This window comes from Paenibacillus sp. ACRRY (assembly GCF_022346995.1).
GTDB lineage: Bacteria > Bacillota > Bacilli > Paenibacillales > Paenibacillaceae > Paenibacillus.
Genome location: NZ_JAKRNM010000014.1, coordinates 53769 through 74445 on the forward strand (window position 1 = coordinate 53769; position 20677 = coordinate 74445).

Sequence of the window (20677 nt, forward strand, 5' to 3'; positions counted from 1 at the left end):
TTTCATTTGACTTTAAAAAAGGGGACTGGTACACTAGAATTGCTGCGTTAAAGCAGCGAAAACCTTCCTTGATATGTAACACGAGGGGGATTTTCACTGTCCGTTAGCACGCTTCTCCGCCGGTATTTTCACTTCGAATTCCTGCCGAGATAGAGGACGGACAGACCAATACAAAGGTGCGCAAGGCACCCACGGAGGTATGTACGATGTCAACGGTAGTTGTAGTGGGAACGCAATGGGGAGACGAAGGTAAAGGTAAGATTACGGATTATTTGGCTGAAAGCGCAGACGTGGTCGCTCGTTACCAAGGTGGTAACAACGCAGGACACACGATTCTGATCGACAACAAAAAATATAAACTGACGATGATTCCATCGGGCATTTTCTACACGGATAAAGCTTGTGTAATTGGTAACGGTATGGTTATCAACCCGAAGGCACTTATTGAAGAAATTAACTATATTCATGATAATGATTTTACGACCAAAAACCTGTTTATCAGTGAACGCGCACATATCATCCTGCCATACCACATGGTTCTGGATGCACTGGAAGAAGAGAGCAAAGGTCCAAACAAGATCGGTACGACCGGTAAAGGGATTGGTCCAGCTTACATGGATAAATCAGCTCGAATCGGTATTCGGATGGTTGACCTGCTTGATGCGGAAGAGTTCGAACTCAAATTGCGTCATCTGGTAAAAGAGAAGAACCGTGTGATTGAGCAAGTCTATGGCGGTCAGCCAGTAGATGTAGAAGAAATTCTGAAAGATTACCTGGGATATGCAGAAATTCTGCGTCCTTACGTGCGTGATACATCCGTTGTACTCAATGATTCCATTGATGAGAACAAAAAAGTATTGTTTGAAGGTGCACAAGGTGTGATGTTGGACCTTGACCAAGGAACATATCCATATGTGACTTCATCCAATCCTTCTGCGGGCGGTGTATGTATCGGTTCCGGCGTTGGTCCTGCTCGCATTCAACAGGTCATTGGAGTAGCTAAAGCCTACACCACACGTGTAGGAGATGGCCCATTCCCTACTGAGCTGCATGATGCAGTTGGTGATCAGATCCGTGAGACTGGACATGAGTATGGTACCGTAACCGGACGTCCGCGTCGTGTGGGATGGTTCGACAGTGTTGTCGTGCGTCACGCTCGTCGTGTCAGCGGCATTACAGGACTGTCCCTGAACTCTCTGGATGTGATGACAGGTCTTGAAACGGTGAAAATTTGTACAGGATACAAATACCGTGGAGAGATCATCACACACTACCCAGCTAGTCTGAAAATGCTGGCAGAATGTGAAGCGGTATACGAAGAGATGCCAGGCTGGAGCGAGGATATCACGGGAGCGAAGAAACTTGAAGACCTGCCTGTGAATACACAGAACTATGTGAAACGTGTCTCTGAGCTGACAGGTATTCCAATTGCGATCTTCTCCGTAGGTCGTAACCGTGAGCAAACGAATCAAGTTCTTCCAATCTACGTATAATTGAAGTTGAATCATAGACCCCCAGTTATCGCCTCATAAGCGATGACTGGGGTTTTTCGCTTATCTCCTGATATAATCCCGAGATTTCCGTCAATACTGAATAACAGTAGAATCACAGACCTGATGTGCTGACTGCTACAGACAGGTTGGATAATCGGAGGAGGAGAACAGGGATGAAGTTGCTTCAATGGTTTGCCAAAATTGTACTTACTGTCATGCTGGTTAGTTCATTGACCCTACTGACAACCGGATTAATTGTACAGTCATATGTGAAATCGCTGCTGGCGAGCTTTAATATTGAGTGGGAAGGTCAACCGCTGGGGTTAACATCCATGTTCCAGGGAGCACTCGGTGGTAAGGCGAGCGAGGAGAATAAACCGGGGGCAGGAACAACAGATAATCCGGCTGGTGCTGAAGAGGAACAAGTTCCAGAGGACGCCATATCGGTCATGGGGAATGGAACAGACCAATCGGAGACAAGCTCTAATAATGGTACTGGCAATGCAGGTAGCGGGTCAGGTGAAACCGACCAGACGGGTTCTGCTGGTGGAGATGAGAGCAGCAATGGTGAAACAGGCAGCATAGACACAAACCCCAATAAGGCTACAGAAGGTGCTGCCGGAAATGGAAACGGGACAGCAGCTGGCAATGGTACGGCTGGAGCCTCTGGTCATTCTGCTGGTTCAGGTAATGATGCTATTGTGGTATCACCAGATGATATTACCGGAACAAAGGACAAGCTGCCTCTGGAGGAAAAAGAGAAGATCTTCAGTCTGCTGATGGCGAAGCTTCCCCAAAATGAAATGCAGCAGATCTCGGGCGCGATGGAAGATGGTCTGACCGAACAGGAATTACGTGACATTGAACAGGTGATATCAAAATATCTGACGAGTGAGGAATACGACAATCTTATGGAAGTGCTTCAGGCTGAATAAGTAACAGGTTATAAATACGCATGAAGTGTAAGGTGCTTGACATATCTATGGATTCAGGATTTCACTCTTTAAAGCCTGAGAGCAACCGAGAAATATAGTAGGATAGCATGTTCTATTCATATAAACATCCCTTGTCTGAGATCATCTGGCGAGGGATTTTTTGATTGTGTTTTTATGAAAATAATTTCGCATAGTTGTGGGTCTTAGCACCTAGTCTTAAAACTAGACCGAAACTACATAGTATACCTGAACCTGAGGCATAATGGTTAAGAATATTCGTCTGCCATGTTATGGATAATACAGGAAAACCAAGCGGGGCGCGGCTTTGGGCTGTGATGCCTGGAGTTGAAATGAGTGTAAAACCTGTGTTAAAGTATACGGGTGTGATAAAAGGTTAAAATTTTGACACTTTTAAGAGCGCAGCTAAAGTCCTGATTTGCGGACACCCAGAACCAAATATCAACAAACTTGAGACAGACACGATGGGTGTGTCTTGACAGAAATGCGAACTGAGAAGTACTGAAAAGGAGAGAATCATGAAAGGTTTCAGAGGCATACGCCAACCGGGCAAAAACCGGGTACACGAACAATCCGGAGAACACCGGACGGCCGAAGACAAAAACAACATGAGCATGTCCAACTTCAGTGTAAATAAAAAGCGCGTTCTGGCCTCGCGTAAATGGATCATTACAGCAGCATGCGGAGTGTTCATCGCTGCATCGGTTGGATTCGCAGGCAAGCAATACGTTGCTGCAAACACCGTTCCATATTACAAGGTCATGGTAAAAGGGAATGAGATTGGCAGCATCACGGATGAAGCGCAATTACAAAAACTATTTGCAGACAAAACCGAGGAATACCAAAATAAATATCCTGACGCGGAAATGGTGCTGAACACGGATGGCATCACGACCGAAACGGTAAAAGCGTACAAACCTGAAGTGAACAGCGAAGAAACGCTGGACAAGCTGGATGACATGCTGACGGCATATGCCAAAGGCGTGGAACTCAAAGTGGATGGCGAAGTGATTGGCATTGTGAAGGATCAGGCAACAGCTGATGCCATTCTGGAACAAGTGCAGAGCAAATACATATCGGCATCAGCTGTGCGTAGTTCGCTCAAAACGAAGGCAGTATCGGCTAACTCGTCAAGCAAAGCGGAAGGGCCAAGCACAACGCTGAAGTCCGTAGACATCAAGGAAGATGTGGCGACAGAGTCAGTGAAGGCAGATCCGAACAAAATATGGGATGTGTCCGAGGCGGTTAAAGCATTAACCGTTGGTAAAGATGCACCTGTAACCTACGTGGTGCGTGAAGGAGATACGATCTCTTCAATCGCCGCCAAATATGAGATTACGCAAAGCGAGATTCGCAAGAACAATCCAGGTATCAAGGAAACGTCACTGCAGATCGGGGACGAGCTTACGCTGACAGTACCTAAACCGGCAGTTACGGTGAAGTCGGTTGAGCAGGTTGTGGAGCAAATTGAAATCAAACCACAGGTTGAAGTACGCAAAAGTGCTGAGTTAAAGGCAGGCACAACCAAAGTGGTACGTCCTGGACAAAGTGGATTAAAAAGCATGCAGTACCGTGTAACCAAGGAAAATGGTGAGGTCATCAAGGAAGAATGGCTGGGCCAGGAAGTCATCAAGGCAGCGGTAACTGAAGTGGTGCTGAGTGGAACAAAAGTGGTTGGTGAAGGCACAGGTGAATTCGCTTGGCCTGTATCAAACGCAACGATGAGCAGCAGCTTCGGACAACGCTGGGGTCGACAGCATAAAGGTGTCGATCTGGTAGGTAACCGGGATGTGAAATCGGCCGATGAAGGCGTGGTTACTTTTGCAGGACAGAAGAGCGGGTATGGCAATGTCATTATCATTAACCATCGTAACGGATATGAAACACTGTATGGCCACCTGGACAGCATTGGCGTAAAGGTTGGACAAGTGATTGAAAAAGGTGAGAGCATCGGCGTTATGGGCAACACGGGTCGTTCGACCGGAACGCATTTGCATTTCGAGATTATCAAGAACGGAACGCCAGAAAATCCGATGACGTATCTTAACTAAGTGAAACAAATCAGAAGCAAGGTTGGCTTAAATGCCGGCCTTGTTTTTTCATGCTGTAAAATATTTTCAATTTGTAGCATTTGGATGGATGGATCAGGATGTGACTGTCCTTCAGGTATGTTAAACTATACAGTAAAGATACCTTTATAGATCAAACCGTAGAATTACGATTGTCATAGAAGATAAGATCCAAAAAAGAGATAAAGACCGCTAGGGCGGATCAAGCAGGATATAGGGGTGAATACAGCCGATGCAGGGGAAGATTTTGGTGGTGGACGATGAACAGCCCATTGCGGACATACTGAAGTTTAATTTGGAAAAAGAGGGGTACGAGGTCATCTGTGCTTTTGATGGCATTCGTGCAGTTGAACTGGCGTTATCCGAGAAACCGGATCTGATGCTGCTGGATTTGATGCTGCCCGGCAAGGATGGCATGGATGTGTGCCGCGAGGTACGCGCCCATCTGGAGATGCCGATTATTATGCTGACGGCTAAGGACGGCGAGATTGATAAAGTGCTCGGGCTTGAACTGGGTGCAGACGATTATGTAACGAAGCCTTTCAGTACACGAGAACTGCTTGCCCGGGTAAAGGCTCAGATGCGTAGACGACAGAAGCCTGCGATGACTGCTGAAGCTCCAGAGGACGACGAGAAACAGGTCATGCGCCTGTTCGATCTTGCATTTGATATGGACATGTATACGGCCTATAAAAGCGGTGAACCGCTTGATCTGACGCACCGTGAATACGAGCTTCTCTATTATATGGCGAAGAACTCCGGCAAAGTCATGACGCGGGAACATCTGCTGCAGGCAGTATGGGGATATGAATATTTTGGGGATGTACGTACCGTGGATGTTACGATCCGTCGTCTGCGTGAGAAGATTGAGGAGAATCCGAGCAAACCGGAAACGATTCTGACTCGCCGCGGGCTGGGTTATCTCGTGCGCAGTCCCAAAAGCGTGGGGATATAATGGGGCGTTTCTCGCGATTTTCGTTCTTCCGAACGATTCAGGCGAAACTGATTATTATCTATGTACTGCTGATTTTGATTGCGATGCAATTGATTGGCGTTTATTTCGTGAGTGCGATGAAGAACTCTCTGACGAGCAACTTTACCGAGGATCTGCAGGCACGGGCGGAGATGCTGTCCGTTCTTGTGGGCGAAACCATGGCTGGCGGTGAAGCGGAGCCTGGCGAGGACAAAACAGAAAACCTGCGCGTACTAGTAAACAATCTGTTCAACATTAACGGTGCCGAGATTCAGGTGCTGGATGCCAGTGGTAAAGTGCTGACCACTTCCTTAAGCTCACATTCTGATTACGTGGGTCGCAAAAATACCCAGACCGTTGTCAGCCGGGCTCTGCAAGGCATCCGGGATAATGAGGAATACATTGTGGACGAAGACAATGTCCGTAAAAAGGTCGTTGCCAAGCCGGTCATGTCTGGCGGCAAGATCATCGGCGCGGTCTACATCGCCGCTTCCATGAATGAGCTTTACTCCACCATGGAGGGAATCAATAAGATTTTTATTTCCGGCATACTGATTGCCTTGGTACTGACCGCGGTGCTCGGCGTCATTCTGTCGCATACCATTACGCAGCCCATCAAGGAAGTTACCCGCAGGGCAACAGCGGTTGCCGAAGGGAACTTTGATCAACAGACACCTGTATTCGGTACAGATGAGATTGGGCAGCTCAGCCGGGCGTTCAACTACATGACCAGTCGCCTGCGGGACGCACTCTCCCAGAACGAAGAGGAGAAAGAGAAGCTGACGTCCATCTTAACAAATATGAGTGATGGTGTGGTCGCAACCGATGAGTATGGCAAAGTCATTCTGGTCAACCGCCGGGCCAGCAGCATCCTGGGCATGCGCCCTGCGGATATCGAAGGCAGGCATTTTGCCGTATTGCTCGGCATTGATCCCGAAGATGCAGAAGCACTTGCAAGTGGTTTTACAGGCTCGACACTGCTGCAGATTGCACCTGCCGGTCAGGAAGACCCTGTGGTAATCCGCATGACATTTACGCCGGTTCATCGGCGCGAGCTGGGCATTACCGGAACGATTGCCGTGCTTCAGGATGTTACCGAGCAGGAAGAGCTGGAGGCATCCCGGCGCGAGTTCGTTGCCAATGTATCCCATGAGCTGCGTACGCCGCTGACGACGATCAAGAGTTATGCAGAAGCGCTGGACGATGGTGCGCTTGAAGACCCGCAGCTGGCAGGACGATTCGTTGGTGTTATTCAGAATGAAACAGAGCGTATGATACGGCTGGTGACGGATCTGCTGCATCTCTCCAGGCTCGACTCCAAGGAAGCACTGCTGCGCAAACAGCCGACGGATATTATGGACATGCTGGAGGAGGTAACGGATCGATTCTCATTCCAGATGCATCAGAAGGATATTCAGCCTGTATTGTCGGTCGAGAATGGCATTCCTGAGGTGCCCCTTGATCGGGACCAGATCGATCAGGTTCTGGATAATGTCGTATCCAATGCGCTGAAGTATACGCTGGAAGGCGGCACGATTACGATTGCAGCCAGACGCAATGATGAGCATACCCTTGCCATTTCCGTGTCAGATACGGGGATGGGTATTCCGCAGCGGGACCTCGAGCGTATCTTTGAACGGTTCTACCGTGTGGACAAAGCTCGTTCCCGCAGCATGGGCGGTACAGGACTGGGACTATCCATTGCCCGGGAAATTGTTAGGGCGCATGACGGCACCATTTCTTTGGAGTCCGAGGTGGATGTCGGCACTACCGTAACGTTCACACTGCCTATGCGTGAAAAAGGAGGTGAGCACCTTGAAGGAACGGATTAAATCCCTGGTGCTCGCTTCTCTCGTTGCCGCCAGTCTGGTGCAGAGTTATTTTCTGATCTATCGTTTGCCCGGAGGCGGGGATTCCATTGTGACGTCTGAAACGAACTATGTGAAGACCGAGAATATGGGTCAGGAGCGAGATATTGAGGAACTGATTTTCCCCGATCAGATGATGATTCATCTGGGAGAGGACAAACATACCGTATTTTACCCAGGCAATACCTTCTACCAGCTGATCTATTCACGTCTACAAGGACGGACATTTGATGATTTTCAGCGGCGGACGGTACAGTCCGTGAACTGGGATCAGATCCGCAAGGATAACCCCGGCATTGAGCTGTCGTTCAAGGAAGGCATTCCGGTAGCCCTGCTGCAGCGAGTGATGCGGCTTGGTACGGATTCGTTGTTTCAGGGGGAAACCATTAACCGGATAGCAATCTATACCGCGAAAAATGAAACCAAAGCCCATGCCCTGTTCTTCAGTGCCAAGGGTGATGTTGTTTATGAAGCAACCCAGGCGGACCTGACGGTACAGGATGTGCAGCAGCATGTCGACTTCGGTACCAACTGGACGCCATACACGCTGACGGATGGCGGATATTATATTCCGGCAGAGCCACTGGATGCGGTGGAGGCCGATGTGCCGACTGGGCAGTTTACGGTGGAGCAAATGCAGCGCAGTCTGTTCTTCGATCCCAGCATGACCCGAAATATTCGGGAAAAAGATGGGTCAGAGATCTATACGGACAGCAAACGAAGTCTGCAAGTGAAGCAGGATCAACGCTGGATCAGTTATACCGACCCGGCTGCACCACCTGCTGGGCAGATTGATGCGGCGAAGGACGCGCTGTCTGCGGTGGATTTTGTGAACCAGCATGGCGGCTGGAAAGGCCGCTCACGCATGATGCTGGATACCGTGGATAACAAAACACAGCTGGAGTTCCAACAATACTACGGCAGTTTCCCGATTATGGATTCGGTGCAGTTCCGCTTTGGCACCATCAGTATGGAGATGCAGCAGGAGACCGTGTCCAGCTATGAACGTTCGCTGGAATACCTGAACGAAGGTGCCGAGACGAAGAAATCGGTGAAACTGTCAGGCGGAGATAAGCTGGAGGCCCTTATCGAAAAGGTTGCAGGAGAGAGCCGCCAAGTGGTAGATGTGTACCCTGCGTATCGCCCTTCTACGATTGAAGGTGGACTGAAGCTAATCCCTGTATGGGTGATCCGCTTCAGCAACGGAGAGGAAACCACTGTTTCTTGATGGTTTTTCTAGGGTGCCGGAGTCATTGGATTTGGAGCGAGGTGTAAGGTCACACGATAACGGAGAGGGCAGAATAAACCTGAAGAAGCGGAGCGTTCGCGTTTACCACCGGATTTCCCCTTGAGAAGAGGAATTCATGAAATCCGGGGGTAACAGCGATCGGAAGGTTGTTCTGACCGCGTAGTGGTCCAGTGTGAGATTAGTCGTCTTATATCAAATAACGGAGGTGAATGGTTTGGATTGGGGACGGGCGAAAAATGTGTTGATCTATGCCTTCCTGCTGCTCAATCTGGTGCTGGGTTACCAGATCTGGATGGATGCGCGGGAGACGGCCGGAGCCAATCTGGACTTCACCTCGCTGGCTGATAATACACAGCAGGCGATGGAAGAGAAGGGTATTCAGGTGCTGGCACCAATTCCAAACGAAACGCCGAAGCTGCCCAAGCTGTCCTATGAGTTTATAGAAGAGGACAAGACAGGGATTCAAATCGATCTGGACAAGCCGGTGGACAGCAAGCTGATCTTCTCGCAAAGAGAGCTGGCAGACGTGCTGGCGGACGAAATTCCGCAGATTGGCACGTACCGGCTGGATCAGCTGATGACGGAGGATGGGGCCTTTGTGCTTCATCCGCTTGTCGACGGGAAATGGCCGCTCTTCAATGTCAGTCTGGAGCTGTTCTACAGCGATCAGAAAATTACGGGTTACCGTCAGACTCCGGTGCGGATTACAACCGCAGAGGAGAGCGATCAGCAGGTGCTTCCCGCGCCCAAGGCGCTGGGAACGCTGATCGAGAACTTTTTGCCGAACGATGCAATTGTCAAAGACATTCAGCTGGGCTACTATGGCCAGTTGTTTAATTCCGATATACAGGTAGCGATGCCGGCATGGCGGTTCGTGCTGGAAAGTGGCGAAGTGTTGTACGTGCAGGGCATCAGTGGGGATGTATTCAGTCCCAAGACAGACAAACCAGGGGAGTAATGCGTTATGGGGATATATTTTACCGTGTTATCCAGCGGTTCGACAGGGAATGCCACAGTTATACAGCATGGGGGCACGTCCCTCATGATTGACGCAGGCCTTAGTGCGAAGCGTCTGGAAGCTTTGTTTCTGGAACGGGAGATTTCAGGAACAGAGCTGGACGGGATTCTGGTTACACATGAACATTCCGATCACATTAAAGGACTAGGTGCGATGTCTCGGAAATATAATTTACCAATCTATGCAAATACGAATACATGGGCGGCACTGGAGAAGTCAGTTGGGGCCATTCCAGAGGAAAACCGGAGGGTGTTCGAGACGGGGGAGCAGCATGATTTTGGCTCCTTGCGTGTGGAATCCTTTGGCATCTCTCATGATGCGGCGGAACCTGTGGGGTACACGTTCGATGACGGCAGCGAGAAGCTATCCGTCGCAACAGACCTTGGCTATATGAGCGACAAGGTTCGCGATGCGATCGCAGATTCCGATGTGCTTGTGCTGGAGGCGAACCATGATGTCGAATTGCTGCGCATGGGGCGGTATCCATGGAACACCAAGCGCCGCATTCTGAGCGACATTGGGCATTTGTCGAACGAAGCGGCAGGGGCAGCGCTCAGTGAACTGATGAACGGACGCATCAAGCGCACGTATCTGGCACATCTCAGCCGGGACCATAATATGATGGATTTGGCGAAAATGACGGTGCGTGAAGCCATGGAAAGCCGGGGCTGTTTTTACAAAGATAATGAGTTCAAACTTTGTGATACGTATTATGACCGTCCTACGCCATGGGATAGGGTGGGTGAGCCATAAAGCTGTCGAGCTCTGCGGCTTTGCGCTCCACTTCCTCGCGGGTCAGAATGCCTTTGTCGATCAGCAGCTCGATGATCGTGCTTAACGCTAGGGTATTACGATAATGTTCTTCCTTGAGATCGGCCAGCTTGGCCGCCATATGAACCTCATCCATGGCTGTGAGAGTACGCATGCGTTCCATAAGGGAATCCTCCTTCTATGAACCTTCGAATTGGTCTTTTACTATTATTGTAGTCAGGCTGGATGGAAAACATTCCTCTTTTTGCCGCTATAATTTAAGTTGCGAGGCGTGTATGCTGAAGTCTGTGGCTTCCTGAGCCGAAAAAGTTCTTGGGAAATTGGAAAAAGTACGCTTAGCGAACCTGGTTTTGTGGTGATAGTTACTATGGGCGTTTTATTGCAGGTCCGCTATTGATAAGCCCGTTTTAGCAGAAATTTGCGTCAATCTTCGTAATTATGCAACTTTTTTGAATTTGGCGTGTTTAGTATATATGGAGCCTTGGAAGAAAGGCTTGTTTGCTCGGGAAGTTGGCATGTCGTAGAAAGCGAGAACGATGCTGGTAGAGTCATAGACAGAATGGGATGGCCCGTTCTGTGGTACATAGACGCTTCATTTCGGGATAGCGGGGATGCAGCGATATGCAAAACAACCTTGAAAAGTGCTAGAAAGCATGGAAAACCGTTGGGGTCTTCACGTAACGGAGACGACAGAATGAACATGAAGATCGATCGAAAGGTTCATCTGTCGGCGGAGTGGGCTATGTGAGAACACCATCGTTGGCCATGCCATAATGATCAGGCGGCAGTCAGGATCTGGATGCGTGACAACGAAGGGGAGAGGATCACGATGGGATTGTTCGGAGACGATTTTTATTCAACCAAAGTATCAAGACGCGCCGAGCCTGTACAGAAAGGCAAACTTCAGATTATCCGCCCCGGTGGACGGGATCGCTGGCAAAATCCGCGCCGGTCGCGCTCAGGCATCAGCTCCACCGTGAAGGTGGCAGTCATTAGTTCGGTAATCAGTTCCATCGTGACCGTCACGCTGTTTAGCTTCATCATGCAGCCCGCATCTGTTCCTCTGGCCAACGCTACAGGCAATGGCGGGAACGGAGGTAGCGTTCAGGCCGCGCAGACGGCTGATCCATACGACCGGATTATCCAGGCAGCAGCTGAGGTACGTCCTTCGGTGGTGAGCATCGTGAACCATAAAACGGGTGGTAGTCTGTCCATGGAGGACTCGGCGCTCGGGTCAGGTGTCATTTTCAAGAAGGAAGATGGCAAGGCCTATATCATGACCAATCATCATGTCGTCGAAGGGGCAAGTGATCTGGAGATCGTGACCGTCGAAGGCGAAACACACAAGGCGAAACTGGTCGGTAAAGACCGCGTAAGCGACATCGCAGTCATGTCTGTTGAGGATGACAAAGGCATTGGGCCAATAGCGGAGATTGGCGATTCCAGCAAGCTTCAGCGCGGCCAGACCGTACTTGCAATCGGGAATCCGCTTGGCTTGGGCGGTACGCTGACATCCGGTATTGTTAGTTATACGGATCGGATCCTGCCAGTATCCATTAATCAGGATGGTGTATACGACTGGGAGCAGAACGTAATTCAGACAGATGCAGCCATCAACGAAGGGAACAGCGGCGGCGCACTGGTTGATCTGAACGGCAAGGTAGTCGGCATCAATACGATGAAAATCTCGGACACAGGCGTTGAGGGCCTGGGCTTCGCGATTCCAATGAACGAAGTGATGAAAACCGTGGATTCACTGCTGGTGAACGGCAAAGTGTCCCGTCCATACCTGGGTGTGTACACCGTTGATCTCAGCAATCCATATGCACCACTGGATGACGAGCAGCGCAAGGATCTGAAGCTTCCTTCTCACGTCGACAGCGGTGTGGTGGTACTTGAGGCATCCGGTCCGGCATCCGAGGCGGGTCTGAAGCTCAATGATGTCATTACGGAATTTGATGGGCAAAAAATTACCTCTACGCTGGATCTGCGGAAGTATCTGTACGATAAGAAGAAGATTGGCGATACCATTGAAGTCACCTTTTATCGAGACGGCAATGCCGAGAAGGTTTCCGTGAAGCTGACTGATAAACCGGAATAAAGATAATCGGGAATGGATTTGGGCGAGAAGTCCCCTGCTTGTGTAAGAAGCAACACATCATTCAGTTGGAATGGTGGAACCTTCTGACACGAATCGGGGACTTTTTTTGTTTTCTTTTCGAAATAAGCGTATAGAACCAGAGCCAAAGTCTCAGTTACAGAAGGGGTAGGCTATGATAGACTATTTTAAAACGTGCCAAGGTGAACGGTTGTGCGAGTAACATGCATTTGTCGTGGATGGGTTGAAAGATCAATTGGCAAGAAGAGGAGTTTATTCAATGAAACATTTGATGAAACAATCGCTCGGAGGAGCGGTTTTACTGCTATCACTATCCGTACTCTCTGCATGTGGATCTGAGGTATCCTCCTCTGGGTCTGCGGATAACAGCGGCTTGGAGGGACGAATTGCAGATCTGGAGAAGCAGCTTGCCTCACAAGGGGTGAAAAGCGTAGAACAGGGTGAGAAGATTGCAGCCTTGGAGAAGAAGCTGGAAGAGCTAGACAGCACGGTAACAGCGGTAAATGAAGTGGGTGGCAATGGTTCGGCTGCTTCAGGAAATAACGGATCTGCTGGTAAGGGGGATGGCATACTGATTACCTTTGCTCAATACGAGAAGCTTGAGGTGGGCATGACGTATGATGAAGTGAAGGAGATCGTTGGCGGGGAAGGCGAGGCCCTGAGTGAAGCGGCGAATTCGGTCGTCTACAGTTATAAGGGAGCTGGCGATACGGGAGCCAATGCCATTCTGGCGTTCCAAGGTGGCAAGCTGCTGACCAAGGCACAATCCGGATTGAAGTAAGAAAGCTGGACTGGAGATCGAATGTGTCTGAAGCGTAAATAAGCGTTGTTGTATGGAATCATAGGAGCGTTTCTTAGGGACATGGAATAGTGTCGAAAAAGGAACGCTTTTTTGGTTTGATTCGTGCCGGTTGGGGAAGATTATTGGGGGTTAAACACGATAAATGAGGGATAGGGGTTTCTTTTCCACCCCAGGTGTGATAGAACAGAGAAGTGGCTATCCTATATGGATAAGCGGTTGTGAATCGGGAGCATAGCTGGTTACAGAAAGGATGCTTGAACGGATGTACGTTGTATGCAAAGAACACGTGGACATTGCCATTGACAAGTTTGTCGATGAGTATGAGGACGCTCCGGATATTGTTGATCTGAAGGAGACGGAATTTGCCGATTGGGACCCGCCTGCGAAGTGCGCCGAGTGCGAACAAAAGGCTGAGTTTCTCGTCGTCTAGCGTACTGTGTAGGCATCCGCAGCAGAGACGTCCCTTATGGACACATTCGCTCGCCTGCCATCCGGTATGAACATCAAAGGCAAGAAGCAAGGAGAGCGTGTCGGAGCGCTCTTTTTGTGTTTGTGGGAGAATGGGGGATGGCGATGTGCGCTGTCTGCTGTCTGTGGGTGAAGTCGGGTAGGGAGAGTCATTCGTTTGAAGCTTAATGTAAGGAACCTGAGACGTCTTAAATGGAATGATTCGGGCCGATATGTGGGTTAACGAACCGAAAACATGCTATTTGCCAGAAATGAACTGTAAAGAGCCCTTATTACCTTGTATTAAGGTGTGTAAGGTTCGGTAGCCGCACAAAACGTGTAACTGAGGCTGTATAAGGTGCGTGAGGTTCACAAGAGGATCTGCGTTTAATAAGTGAGATCATAGGTGTGGCGAAGCACCGTTCATAAATAGATACATACGGGATTGGATCATGAGGAGGAAAAGGTTTTATGTTCATTCAGATTATTGGCGTAGGCAAATTAAAGGAAAAATATCTGACACTTGGCATTCAGGAATATGCCAAGCGTCTTGCCCCGTACATCAAGTTTCAGATGATCGAGGTCACAGACGAGAAGGCGCCCGACACCCTGAGCGAAGCTGAGGTGCGGGCAGTGAAGGAGCGCGAGGGCGAACGCATCCTCGCGCATGTGAAGAGCGAGGCGCATGTCGTTGCGCTCGCATTGGACGGCCAGCTCTGGAGTTCCGAGGAGCTGGCAGCAGAGATCGACAAGCTCGGCACGTATGGGACGAGCCATGTCGTGTTTGTCATCGGAGGAAGCCACGGGCTCTCCGATGAGGTACTGCGCCGCGCGAAGCAGCGATTGAGCTTCGGGCGCATGACCCTGCCGCACCAGTTAATGCGGCTGGTGCTGGTGGAGCAGATTTATCGTGCGGTGAAGATCAATCGGAATGAACCGTATCATAAGTAGGGCGAGATTTTTGTTCTAATATTTTTGTGTGTCAAGAAAAATTGTCTACGACGTGTGGGGTATAGAAATCTTGTAGAGACTCTTGAAAATTTACTTTTGTGCGAATTATCAAGCCTTCTAGAGCATTTCTAACTGTCTTAGTGGCATTGGTACTGAGATCATCAATGCCAGTTGGAATTCGACGGTATACATTGGTGAAATTTTTAATCACACGTAGTATGATGTAGAACTAAAGGGTAAATTTACTATATTTTGCGAGGGGAAATTATGAAAACTAAAGTAGATAAAATCGATATCATGAACAAGCTCCTTTACGACAATTTGGAGCAAATATTAAAAAATATGAACAAACGGATTCACATAAAACTATATGCGCTAGTTTACGACAAAAATGAAATTCTCATCGAGAAGATTCGTGTAAAGAAAACGGTACCTAACGGAGAAGTTTTAGCATGCACTTCCCAAGATACATTGCAAGATTTAAATAATGTTTACGGCGAGTTAAAGATTGACGCTGAGCATGCAGGAAATACATACGAAGGCATCAAAGAATATGTAAATAAAATTTGGTACAAGCAGGACCACTCAAAAGATGCAATCATTAGTAAAAAAGTGATAAGTTCCTCCTCTGATATCGAAGATGGACAGATAGCAAGCATAGAAAATTCTATCAACGACAACCGTATATTGTACGTAAATCAAATTCCTTTTCATACTAAAAAATCTGATTATTCGATTGTATACATAATTGAAATGCGAAATATTGAATATGAAACTCGGCAAATTTTTTATGCGAAACCAGAAGTTTCTTTTTTAAGAATGCTTTTGGACTATTTCTTTGAAGATTTTTTTTCTTGTACTAACAGTGTTATTAAGATAAATAATGACGACAGTATTACACGAAAATATAATGAAGATGGGATCCAGTTTAACAGAAGAATAATAAGGCTTTTTTTTGGAAAAATACAAAATTATCTTCAAAACCATACTAAGTTCGATGATTTCAATGTCGAATTTGACAATGAGTTAAATAACGAGTATTACGTCAATGGTTTTTTAGAAAAAATGGATTATATATCTACTTTGACCTATGAGAATGCTAGCCCGTTTGGTTCAATCCTGTTTATGAATAAAGAAGTCATAATGCAACGATCTATCATACGTTTTACAGTTAAGTTTACAAAAGAAGATCGTATTGGATTAGAAGATGCCAAGCGAATACGCAAGTTACTAGAACTCACGAACGTGGACAACGATCTTTATCTAATAGCCGACGAAAAGGAAATTTACGGTTTAGGTGAGGTTAATTGGAATATGCAAAAAGGAGAATTAGCGCTAAGGGTAGATTTCACAGGATTATCCAAATATAATTTAGTCCTAGTACAAACAGAAGCTGAAATTGTTAGCGGCGGCAAGCTGTTCATAGAAGATGAGAAAAAGGTTTACCGCTCTGACCTTAGCTTAGTTGAAATACAGCTCATATCCGTCTCCTTCAAAAACCCGAGATTAGGAGAGGAAGGATACAGCGCTGAGAAGTTTATGCAGCTCTTAAAAAACATGTTTTGGGAAAATAGCATAGAAGATGACCAAATTAATCAAAAGGTTGAGAGGTTGGATCAAATTGTACGCAAGGCGCGGGAGCAGAAGCACGGCACAATGGTGGTCATTACCGATGAGGTGACGGCTCAACAGGAGCTTTATCAATTGAGTAAACAGTCGACACTTATTGAGCCTGGAATTATCAACCCTGAATACATTAAATATTTAACTGCAATCGATGGTGCAATCTATTTTGATACAGACGGACTTTGCCACGGTATCGGTGTTATTTTAGATGGTATTGCAAAGGAAAATATTGGGGACGCCAGCCGCGGAGCACGGTATAATTCCGCATATCGCTATCTACATAAGCTGAAAGAAGATGGACAGAAGAAGTGTGTGATTGTCATTATTTCTGAGGATGGCATGGTGAATCTAATCCCCGAATCTGAACATGAAGATATGCTGTTAGCGTTAGTGGAAGAAATAATTGATATGATAAATGAAGAAGCACCCGATTCTAATATGTTAAAAGAAAAGGAAGAACTACTTCTAAGATCAAAAATTGTCGACTTTGATTGGTTATTTAATATTGCTGAAGTTTACTATGATAATGATAATTATGAAAGAGCTATAGATTTTTTTGAATATGGTATAAAGCAAGCCGAGAAAAGTTACATTCTTCCTAAATACTTGAATATTTTAGGGCTTATACACCATCGTAGAGAAAACTACCACGAGTCTACTCGAATGTTTAAATTGGCCGTTGGAGCTTCGGATAATGACCAGAGCAGAGATACTTTTATGGGCAATGTAGGTCACAGTTACTTATTGTTAGCACTGCAGTTAAAGAGTGATGATGAAAAATCTATAAATTTAAATAAGGGAATAGAATGGTTTTCCAAAGCTATTGAATTGACAAAATCGGGCTCCTTTAAGCCTTCAGTAAGAAACCACAATCTTAAAGGCAGATGCTACTTTACATTAAGTGAATTAGAGAAAGATACGAATAAGAAAATTCAATTATTAAAAAATGCACTTGAAGACTTTAGCCAAGCCATAATAATTAATCCTAAAGGTGCAATTTATTATTGGAATCGATATTGTGTTTACAATCGACTGAGTCGAAAAAAGGAATGTATTGAGGACCTAATTCAGGCTGAATATCTTAAACATGATGATAAATACATTAATAATTTGTCTAGCCAGTTAAAAGAGAATCTTGATCTTATTACTGAATCAATAGATTTTTATAACAAATTAGCCTTTCAGAAAGAGGGGCCGCCACAATTAGTTAAATTGATTGATGAGTTTCAGGTGAAGTCCGAGATAAGCAAACAAGCCGAAGCCGCAGCGGGCAAAGCGGCAGATTTGGATGAAAGCAAGAAATAAAGAGGTTTACAAATATCTATCTTTAATGGGAGTGCTTTTGGTTCCGGTATGTATAAAGATAAAACTTTTCGGCGATAGCCCGTTAAGCTGAACCTTATCATAAGTAAGCACAGCGTCATCGTTAATTGAAGCGTCAAAGAACAAATCAATGTCCTTGACGCTTCTTTCGTAGGGGTTGTTTCCAACGTTAACTGTGATCTTATTTATGATGGAGAGTGAAGTAAGTCTTTTGTTTCACTGGTTCAACCTTCGTTATTACCCTTGTGAAGCTCGTTAAGACTTGATGAACCTGCTCAAAAGATACCTCTTCTATGGTTGGTCTACTGAGACGATAACAAGTAAAATATGTAGGTTATGGTAATTGCAATTTACCCTCACACAATGTAAAATTACTTGATGGAAAAAACATGAAGGAGTGGGAGTATGAGGTGGGAACAGAAGACTAACATTCAGTCAACTTACGTAATTTCATATTTCCATTCCATTAGGACACTAAAGCATTTATTGCTTTAGTGTTTTTATTTTATGGGGGTGTAATCATTGTTAAGGTACAAAAGGGTTCTCGTTAAGCTAAGTGGTGGAGCAGTCGCTGGAAACTCTGAGTTTGGTTTTGAGCCAGAAAGGTTAGAAGATATCGCAGATGAAATTATGTCAGTAGTAAACTTAGGCGTTGAAGTATCGTTAGTTATAGGCGGGGGTAACATTTTCAGAGGTAATATGGCGGAAAGCTGGGGGATAGAAAGGGCAGAAGCGGATAACATTGGAACACTTGCGACTGTAGTAAATAGTTTAATGCTTCGTGGAGTTCTTAAAGCCAAGACCAAAAAGGAAGTACGAGTAATGACGGCAATACCTATTACTTCAGTTGCAGAACCATACATCCGTTTAAGAGCAATCCACCATCTAGAAAAAGGCCATATTGTAATTTTTGCAGGGGGGAACGGTCAACCTTACGTTACAACAGACTATCCTTCAGTACAAAGAGCCATCGAGGTTAATTGTGATGCTTTATTAGTTGCAAAGCAAGGTGTTGATGGTGTTCTGAATGCAGACCCTAAATTTGATAAAGATGCAAGGAAATTTCGTTCGCTTCACTACAACGACGTTTTAAAACACAACTTAAAGGTAATGGACCAATCCGCATTTATTTTAGCAAGAGACTACAATCTGCCAATGCATGTGTTTAACTTCGATAAACCAGGCTCGATGAAAGAAATTTGTGAAGGTAAGAATAACGGTACGATAATTAGTGGCGAATCAGTTTTAGAGTTGGAATGAAATATGTTAAGCGGCGAATCGCTGATTCAAATACGACGGTAAGTCCGGTTAATAAGGTGACCCTGAAGAAATAAAGAAGCCACTCCATTTTTGGAGTGGCTTTGTACTCAGCTATGATACGGTGAACGGCGGCTATTTTCTACCTAGTGTCTCCCAAATTCCATGGAGCCAGGAGTCGAACTCAGCATCTTTGTCGCCCTCGTAAGTATCATAGATATCCAGACGTGTCTTTTGCAGCTTTTCCTTAAATTGCTCGAATGTGTGACCTTCAGGAAGGCTTTTTTTAATCCGTAGCAAAATTTTGTTAAGACCTTTAAACAGATCGCCTTTGTTTTTGGCAGGCATCTGTACATCTTCATCCAACTGCTTGAGCTTGAGATATGCGGCTTCGCGCACTTGAAACACTTGATCATTTTTCAAAACATAATGTAGCAACTGTATGGTAGGGACGGTATCCCAGTTTCCCAATTCGTTCACCGCATTCAGTCTGTCTCTCCAGCTTGCCGACCGATTAGCCGCTCGTTTGAGCTCTTCAAAGTTTTCCGGTAGTTCGTTCACTGCTCCAATATCATGGTTGTTCGTCAAAGTTCAATCTCCTTAATCATCGCCATCTCGGCAGAATGATGAATGTTAATCAGGTAAACTCCATTATAGCACGAACCTGGCTAAACTACTTCATTTAAACCGATTGGTTAGCCTAAAAATCACATTCACCACTTGACTATCATTTTTCCTTAATGAAGCCTATCATATACACCCAACCAATCAGTCCACATAGGACAAAACCAAACGCATGCAGAGCCCCATAAATGGGAATAAAATCAAATATGGTCAAGGAATACATATTTTTCAGTAGCGGATAGAAGATGGAAATGACAACAACCGTATAAAAGGCTAGGCAAGAAAGGCCTAAGAAGAAGGCTGCCTTAATATCTATAGCGTTTTTCCTCAAGTAAGCAAGGAGATAAGCGGTATAAACCACAATATTACATGCGAACAAAGTGACACCAATGTACTCGATCGGCTTGGAGAAAATCATACCGAAAGCAATCAATATGGGTCCGATGATATCGATGGCAACAACCCAGGGATACCAACTCTTCTTCGTCATGATCCGTCCCAGTGCACCAATAAAAATCGGAACGATTGCAGATGAAAAATGAAAATGGACCGAGCTTAACGCGTGTGTTGCCACATTAGCTTCAAAGAGGTCAAATTGATATTGATATAAGGTAAACCACATTCCGCCGATAAAAAAATAAACGAGTCCCGCACCAATCGCTATTTCCGCTGCTTTTCCTTTAGAAATCACAATCGTGGTCAAGCCATAGATGCCAAGCAGCAGTGTGAACAGTAGCCACGCCAGGGACAGAATCCCTGGGATTGCCGTACTTTCTAACCCCCACATCTTACTACTCATTACCGAGGCCAGGGTAAGAAGTGCAGCGGGAAATTGAAGCCATTTCATAGCAGTATAAATCATTCGTTGATGTGTATTCTTCGTGTCATGGTTCAAGAGTAAAATCACAAGAGGAACAATGACGAAAGCCGCAAACAGTAGAAACTTTTCAACAAGTTCGAATTGGAAGCAATCAAGATAAAATATAAGAATGGTTATGATTCCACCGGGAAATGCGGGTAATTTCATTAGTTGCTTGAGAGAACTATTCATGGGGTTTCCTTTCTAACCTACGTTTATCGTAAGATCTGCCCGCATCGAGTGGTGTAGCGTTCTTTAGTATAGATAGGCAATTC

General features: G+C 46.2%; 17 protein-coding genes. 14 read left to right on the forward strand and 3 right to left on the reverse strand.

Annotated elements, in window-relative coordinates:
• The first annotated feature begins 206 nt into the window (after positions 1-206).
• The 8 genes from MH144_RS27565 to MH144_RS27600 all read left to right on the forward strand — a co-directional run bounded on the left by MH144_RS27565 (position 207) and on the right by MH144_RS27600 (position 10376).
• Complete coding sequence (locus MH144_RS27565) at positions 207-1493, forward strand: adenylosuccinate synthase (protein ID WP_127537596.1); 1287 nt, start codon at positions 207-209, stop codon at positions 1491-1493.
• A 173-nt stretch (positions 1494-1666) separates the two neighbouring features.
• A complete protein-coding gene (locus MH144_RS27570) occupies positions 1667-2428 on the forward strand; it encodes a hypothetical protein (protein ID WP_239305429.1) in 762 nt (253 codons plus the stop codon).
• A gap of 536 nt (positions 2429-2964) precedes the next feature.
• A complete protein-coding gene (locus MH144_RS27575; RefSeq protein ID WP_239305430.1) occupies positions 2965-4497 on the forward strand; it encodes a peptidoglycan DD-metalloendopeptidase family protein in 1533 nt (510 codons plus the stop codon).
• A 250-nt stretch (positions 4498-4747) separates the two neighbouring features.
• The gene (yycF, locus tag MH144_RS27580) at positions 4748-5470 is read left to right on the forward strand and encodes a response regulator YycF (protein WP_239305431.1); all 723 of its coding nucleotides are present in this window, start codon (positions 4748-4750) and stop codon (positions 5468-5470) included.
• Complete coding sequence (walK, locus tag MH144_RS27585) at positions 5470-7320, forward strand: cell wall metabolism sensor histidine kinase WalK (RefSeq protein ID WP_239305432.1); 1851 nt, start codon at positions 5470-5472, stop codon at positions 7318-7320. Before yycF ends, walK begins: the two co-directional genes overlap by 1 nt.
• Positions 7304-8584 carry a YycH family regulatory protein gene (locus MH144_RS27590; protein ID WP_239305433.1) on the forward strand — a complete coding sequence of 427 codons (1281 nt, stop codon included), beginning with the start codon at positions 7304-7306 and terminating at the stop codon, positions 8582-8584. The genes walK and MH144_RS27590 overlap by 17 nt, the downstream gene beginning before the upstream one ends.
• A gap of 235 nt (positions 8585-8819) precedes the next feature.
• Positions 8820-9563: a two-component system regulatory protein YycI gene (gene yycI / locus MH144_RS27595; RefSeq protein ID WP_095290591.1), complete on the forward strand. Its 744-nt coding sequence runs from the start codon at positions 8820-8822 to the stop codon at positions 9561-9563.
• 6 nt (positions 9564-9569) lie between these two features.
• Entirely contained in the window at positions 9570-10376 is an 807-nt protein-coding gene (locus MH144_RS27600; RefSeq protein ID WP_153980480.1) for an MBL fold metallo-hydrolase, read from the forward strand.
• Here MH144_RS27600 and MH144_RS27605 read toward each other — a convergent pair.
• Positions 10345-10557 (reverse strand): hypothetical protein, encoded by a 213-nt coding sequence (locus MH144_RS27605; RefSeq protein ID WP_239305434.1) that lies wholly within the window; start codon positions 10555-10557, stop codon positions 10345-10347. The two genes, MH144_RS27600 and MH144_RS27605, sit on opposite strands and share 32 nt — an antisense overlap.
• 666 nt (positions 10558-11223) lie before the next feature.
• Here MH144_RS27605 and MH144_RS27610 point away from each other — a divergent pair.
• From MH144_RS27610 to pyrH, 6 genes are all read left to right on the forward strand, one after another.
• On the forward strand, positions 11224-12495 hold the full coding sequence (locus MH144_RS27610; protein WP_239305435.1) for a S1C family serine protease: 1272 nt from the start codon (positions 11224-11226) through the stop codon (positions 12493-12495).
• Between the two features lie 277 nt (positions 12496-12772).
• Positions 12773-13294 carry a hypothetical protein gene (locus MH144_RS27615; RefSeq protein WP_239305436.1) on the forward strand — a complete coding sequence of 174 codons (522 nt, stop codon included), beginning with the start codon at positions 12773-12775 and terminating at the stop codon, positions 13292-13294.
• 283 nt (positions 13295-13577) lie between these two features.
• Positions 13578-13745, forward strand: coding sequence for a CxxH/CxxC protein (locus MH144_RS27620; protein WP_239305437.1), 168 nt, complete (start codon positions 13578-13580; stop codon positions 13743-13745).
• 488 nt (positions 13746-14233) lie between these two features.
• Complete coding sequence (gene rlmH, locus MH144_RS27625) at positions 14234-14713, forward strand: 23S rRNA (pseudouridine(1915)-N(3))-methyltransferase RlmH (RefSeq protein WP_239305438.1); 480 nt, start codon at positions 14234-14236, stop codon at positions 14711-14713.
• A gap of 267 nt (positions 14714-14980) precedes the next feature.
• Positions 14981-17644: a tetratricopeptide repeat protein gene (locus tag MH144_RS27630; RefSeq protein ID WP_239305439.1), complete on the forward strand. Its 2664-nt coding sequence runs from the start codon at positions 14981-14983 to the stop codon at positions 17642-17644.
• Positions 17645-18184: 540 nt separating this feature from the next.
• Positions 18185-18922: a UMP kinase gene (pyrH, locus tag MH144_RS27635; RefSeq protein WP_239305440.1), complete on the forward strand. Its 738-nt coding sequence runs from the start codon at positions 18185-18187 to the stop codon at positions 18920-18922.
• 132 nt (positions 18923-19054) lie between these two features.
• On the opposite strand, the gene MH144_RS27640 is transcribed toward pyrH, so the two are convergent.
• Both MH144_RS27640 and MH144_RS27645 read right to left on the reverse strand, forming a co-directional pair.
• A complete protein-coding gene (locus MH144_RS27640; RefSeq protein WP_095290602.1) occupies positions 19055-19507 on the reverse strand; it encodes an esterase in 453 nt (150 codons plus the stop codon).
• A gap of 139 nt (positions 19508-19646) precedes the next feature.
• The gene (locus MH144_RS27645; protein WP_239305441.1) at positions 19647-20594 is read right to left on the reverse strand and encodes a YndJ family transporter; all 948 of its coding nucleotides are present in this window, start codon (positions 20592-20594) and stop codon (positions 19647-19649) included.
• Positions 20595-20677 lie beyond the last annotated feature (83 nt).

What these genes read in the sequence shown, in the direction of transcription:
- MH144_RS27615 (WP_239305436.1), top strand. Translation starts at nt 12,773, where the DNA reads ATGAAACATTTGATGAAACAATCGCTCGGAGGAGCGGTTTTACTGCTA.
- MH144_RS27605 (WP_239305434.1), bottom strand. Translation starts at nt 10,557, where the DNA reads ATGGAACGCATGCGTACTCTCACAGCCATGGATGAGGTTCATATGGCG.
- MH144_RS27565 (WP_127537596.1), top strand. Translation starts at nt 207, where the DNA reads ATGTCAACGGTAGTTGTAGTGGGAACGCAATGGGGAGACGAAGGTAAA.
- MH144_RS27570 (WP_239305429.1), top strand. Translation starts at nt 1,667, where the DNA reads ATGAAGTTGCTTCAATGGTTTGCCAAAATTGTACTTACTGTCATGCTG.
- rlmH (WP_239305438.1), top strand. Translation starts at nt 14,234, where the DNA reads ATGTTCATTCAGATTATTGGCGTAGGCAAATTAAAGGAAAAATATCTG.
- MH144_RS27575 (WP_239305430.1), top strand. Translation starts at nt 2,965, where the DNA reads ATGAAAGGTTTCAGAGGCATACGCCAACCGGGCAAAAACCGGGTACAC.
- MH144_RS27610 (WP_239305435.1), top strand. Translation starts at nt 11,224, where the DNA reads ATGGGATTGTTCGGAGACGATTTTTATTCAACCAAAGTATCAAGACGC.
- yycF (WP_239305431.1), top strand. Translation starts at nt 4,748, where the DNA reads ATGCAGGGGAAGATTTTGGTGGTGGACGATGAACAGCCCATTGCGGAC.
- walK (WP_239305432.1), top strand. Translation starts at nt 5,470, where the DNA reads ATGGGGCGTTTCTCGCGATTTTCGTTCTTCCGAACGATTCAGGCGAAA.
- MH144_RS27600 (WP_153980480.1), top strand. Translation starts at nt 9,570, where the DNA reads ATGGGGATATATTTTACCGTGTTATCCAGCGGTTCGACAGGGAATGCC.
- MH144_RS27645 (WP_239305441.1), bottom strand. Translation starts at nt 20,594, where the DNA reads ATGAATAGTTCTCTCAAGCAACTAATGAAATTACCCGCATTTCCCGGT.
- MH144_RS27630 (WP_239305439.1), top strand. Translation starts at nt 14,981, where the DNA reads ATGAAAACTAAAGTAGATAAAATCGATATCATGAACAAGCTCCTTTAC.
- MH144_RS27620 (WP_239305437.1), top strand. Translation starts at nt 13,578, where the DNA reads ATGTACGTTGTATGCAAAGAACACGTGGACATTGCCATTGACAAGTTT.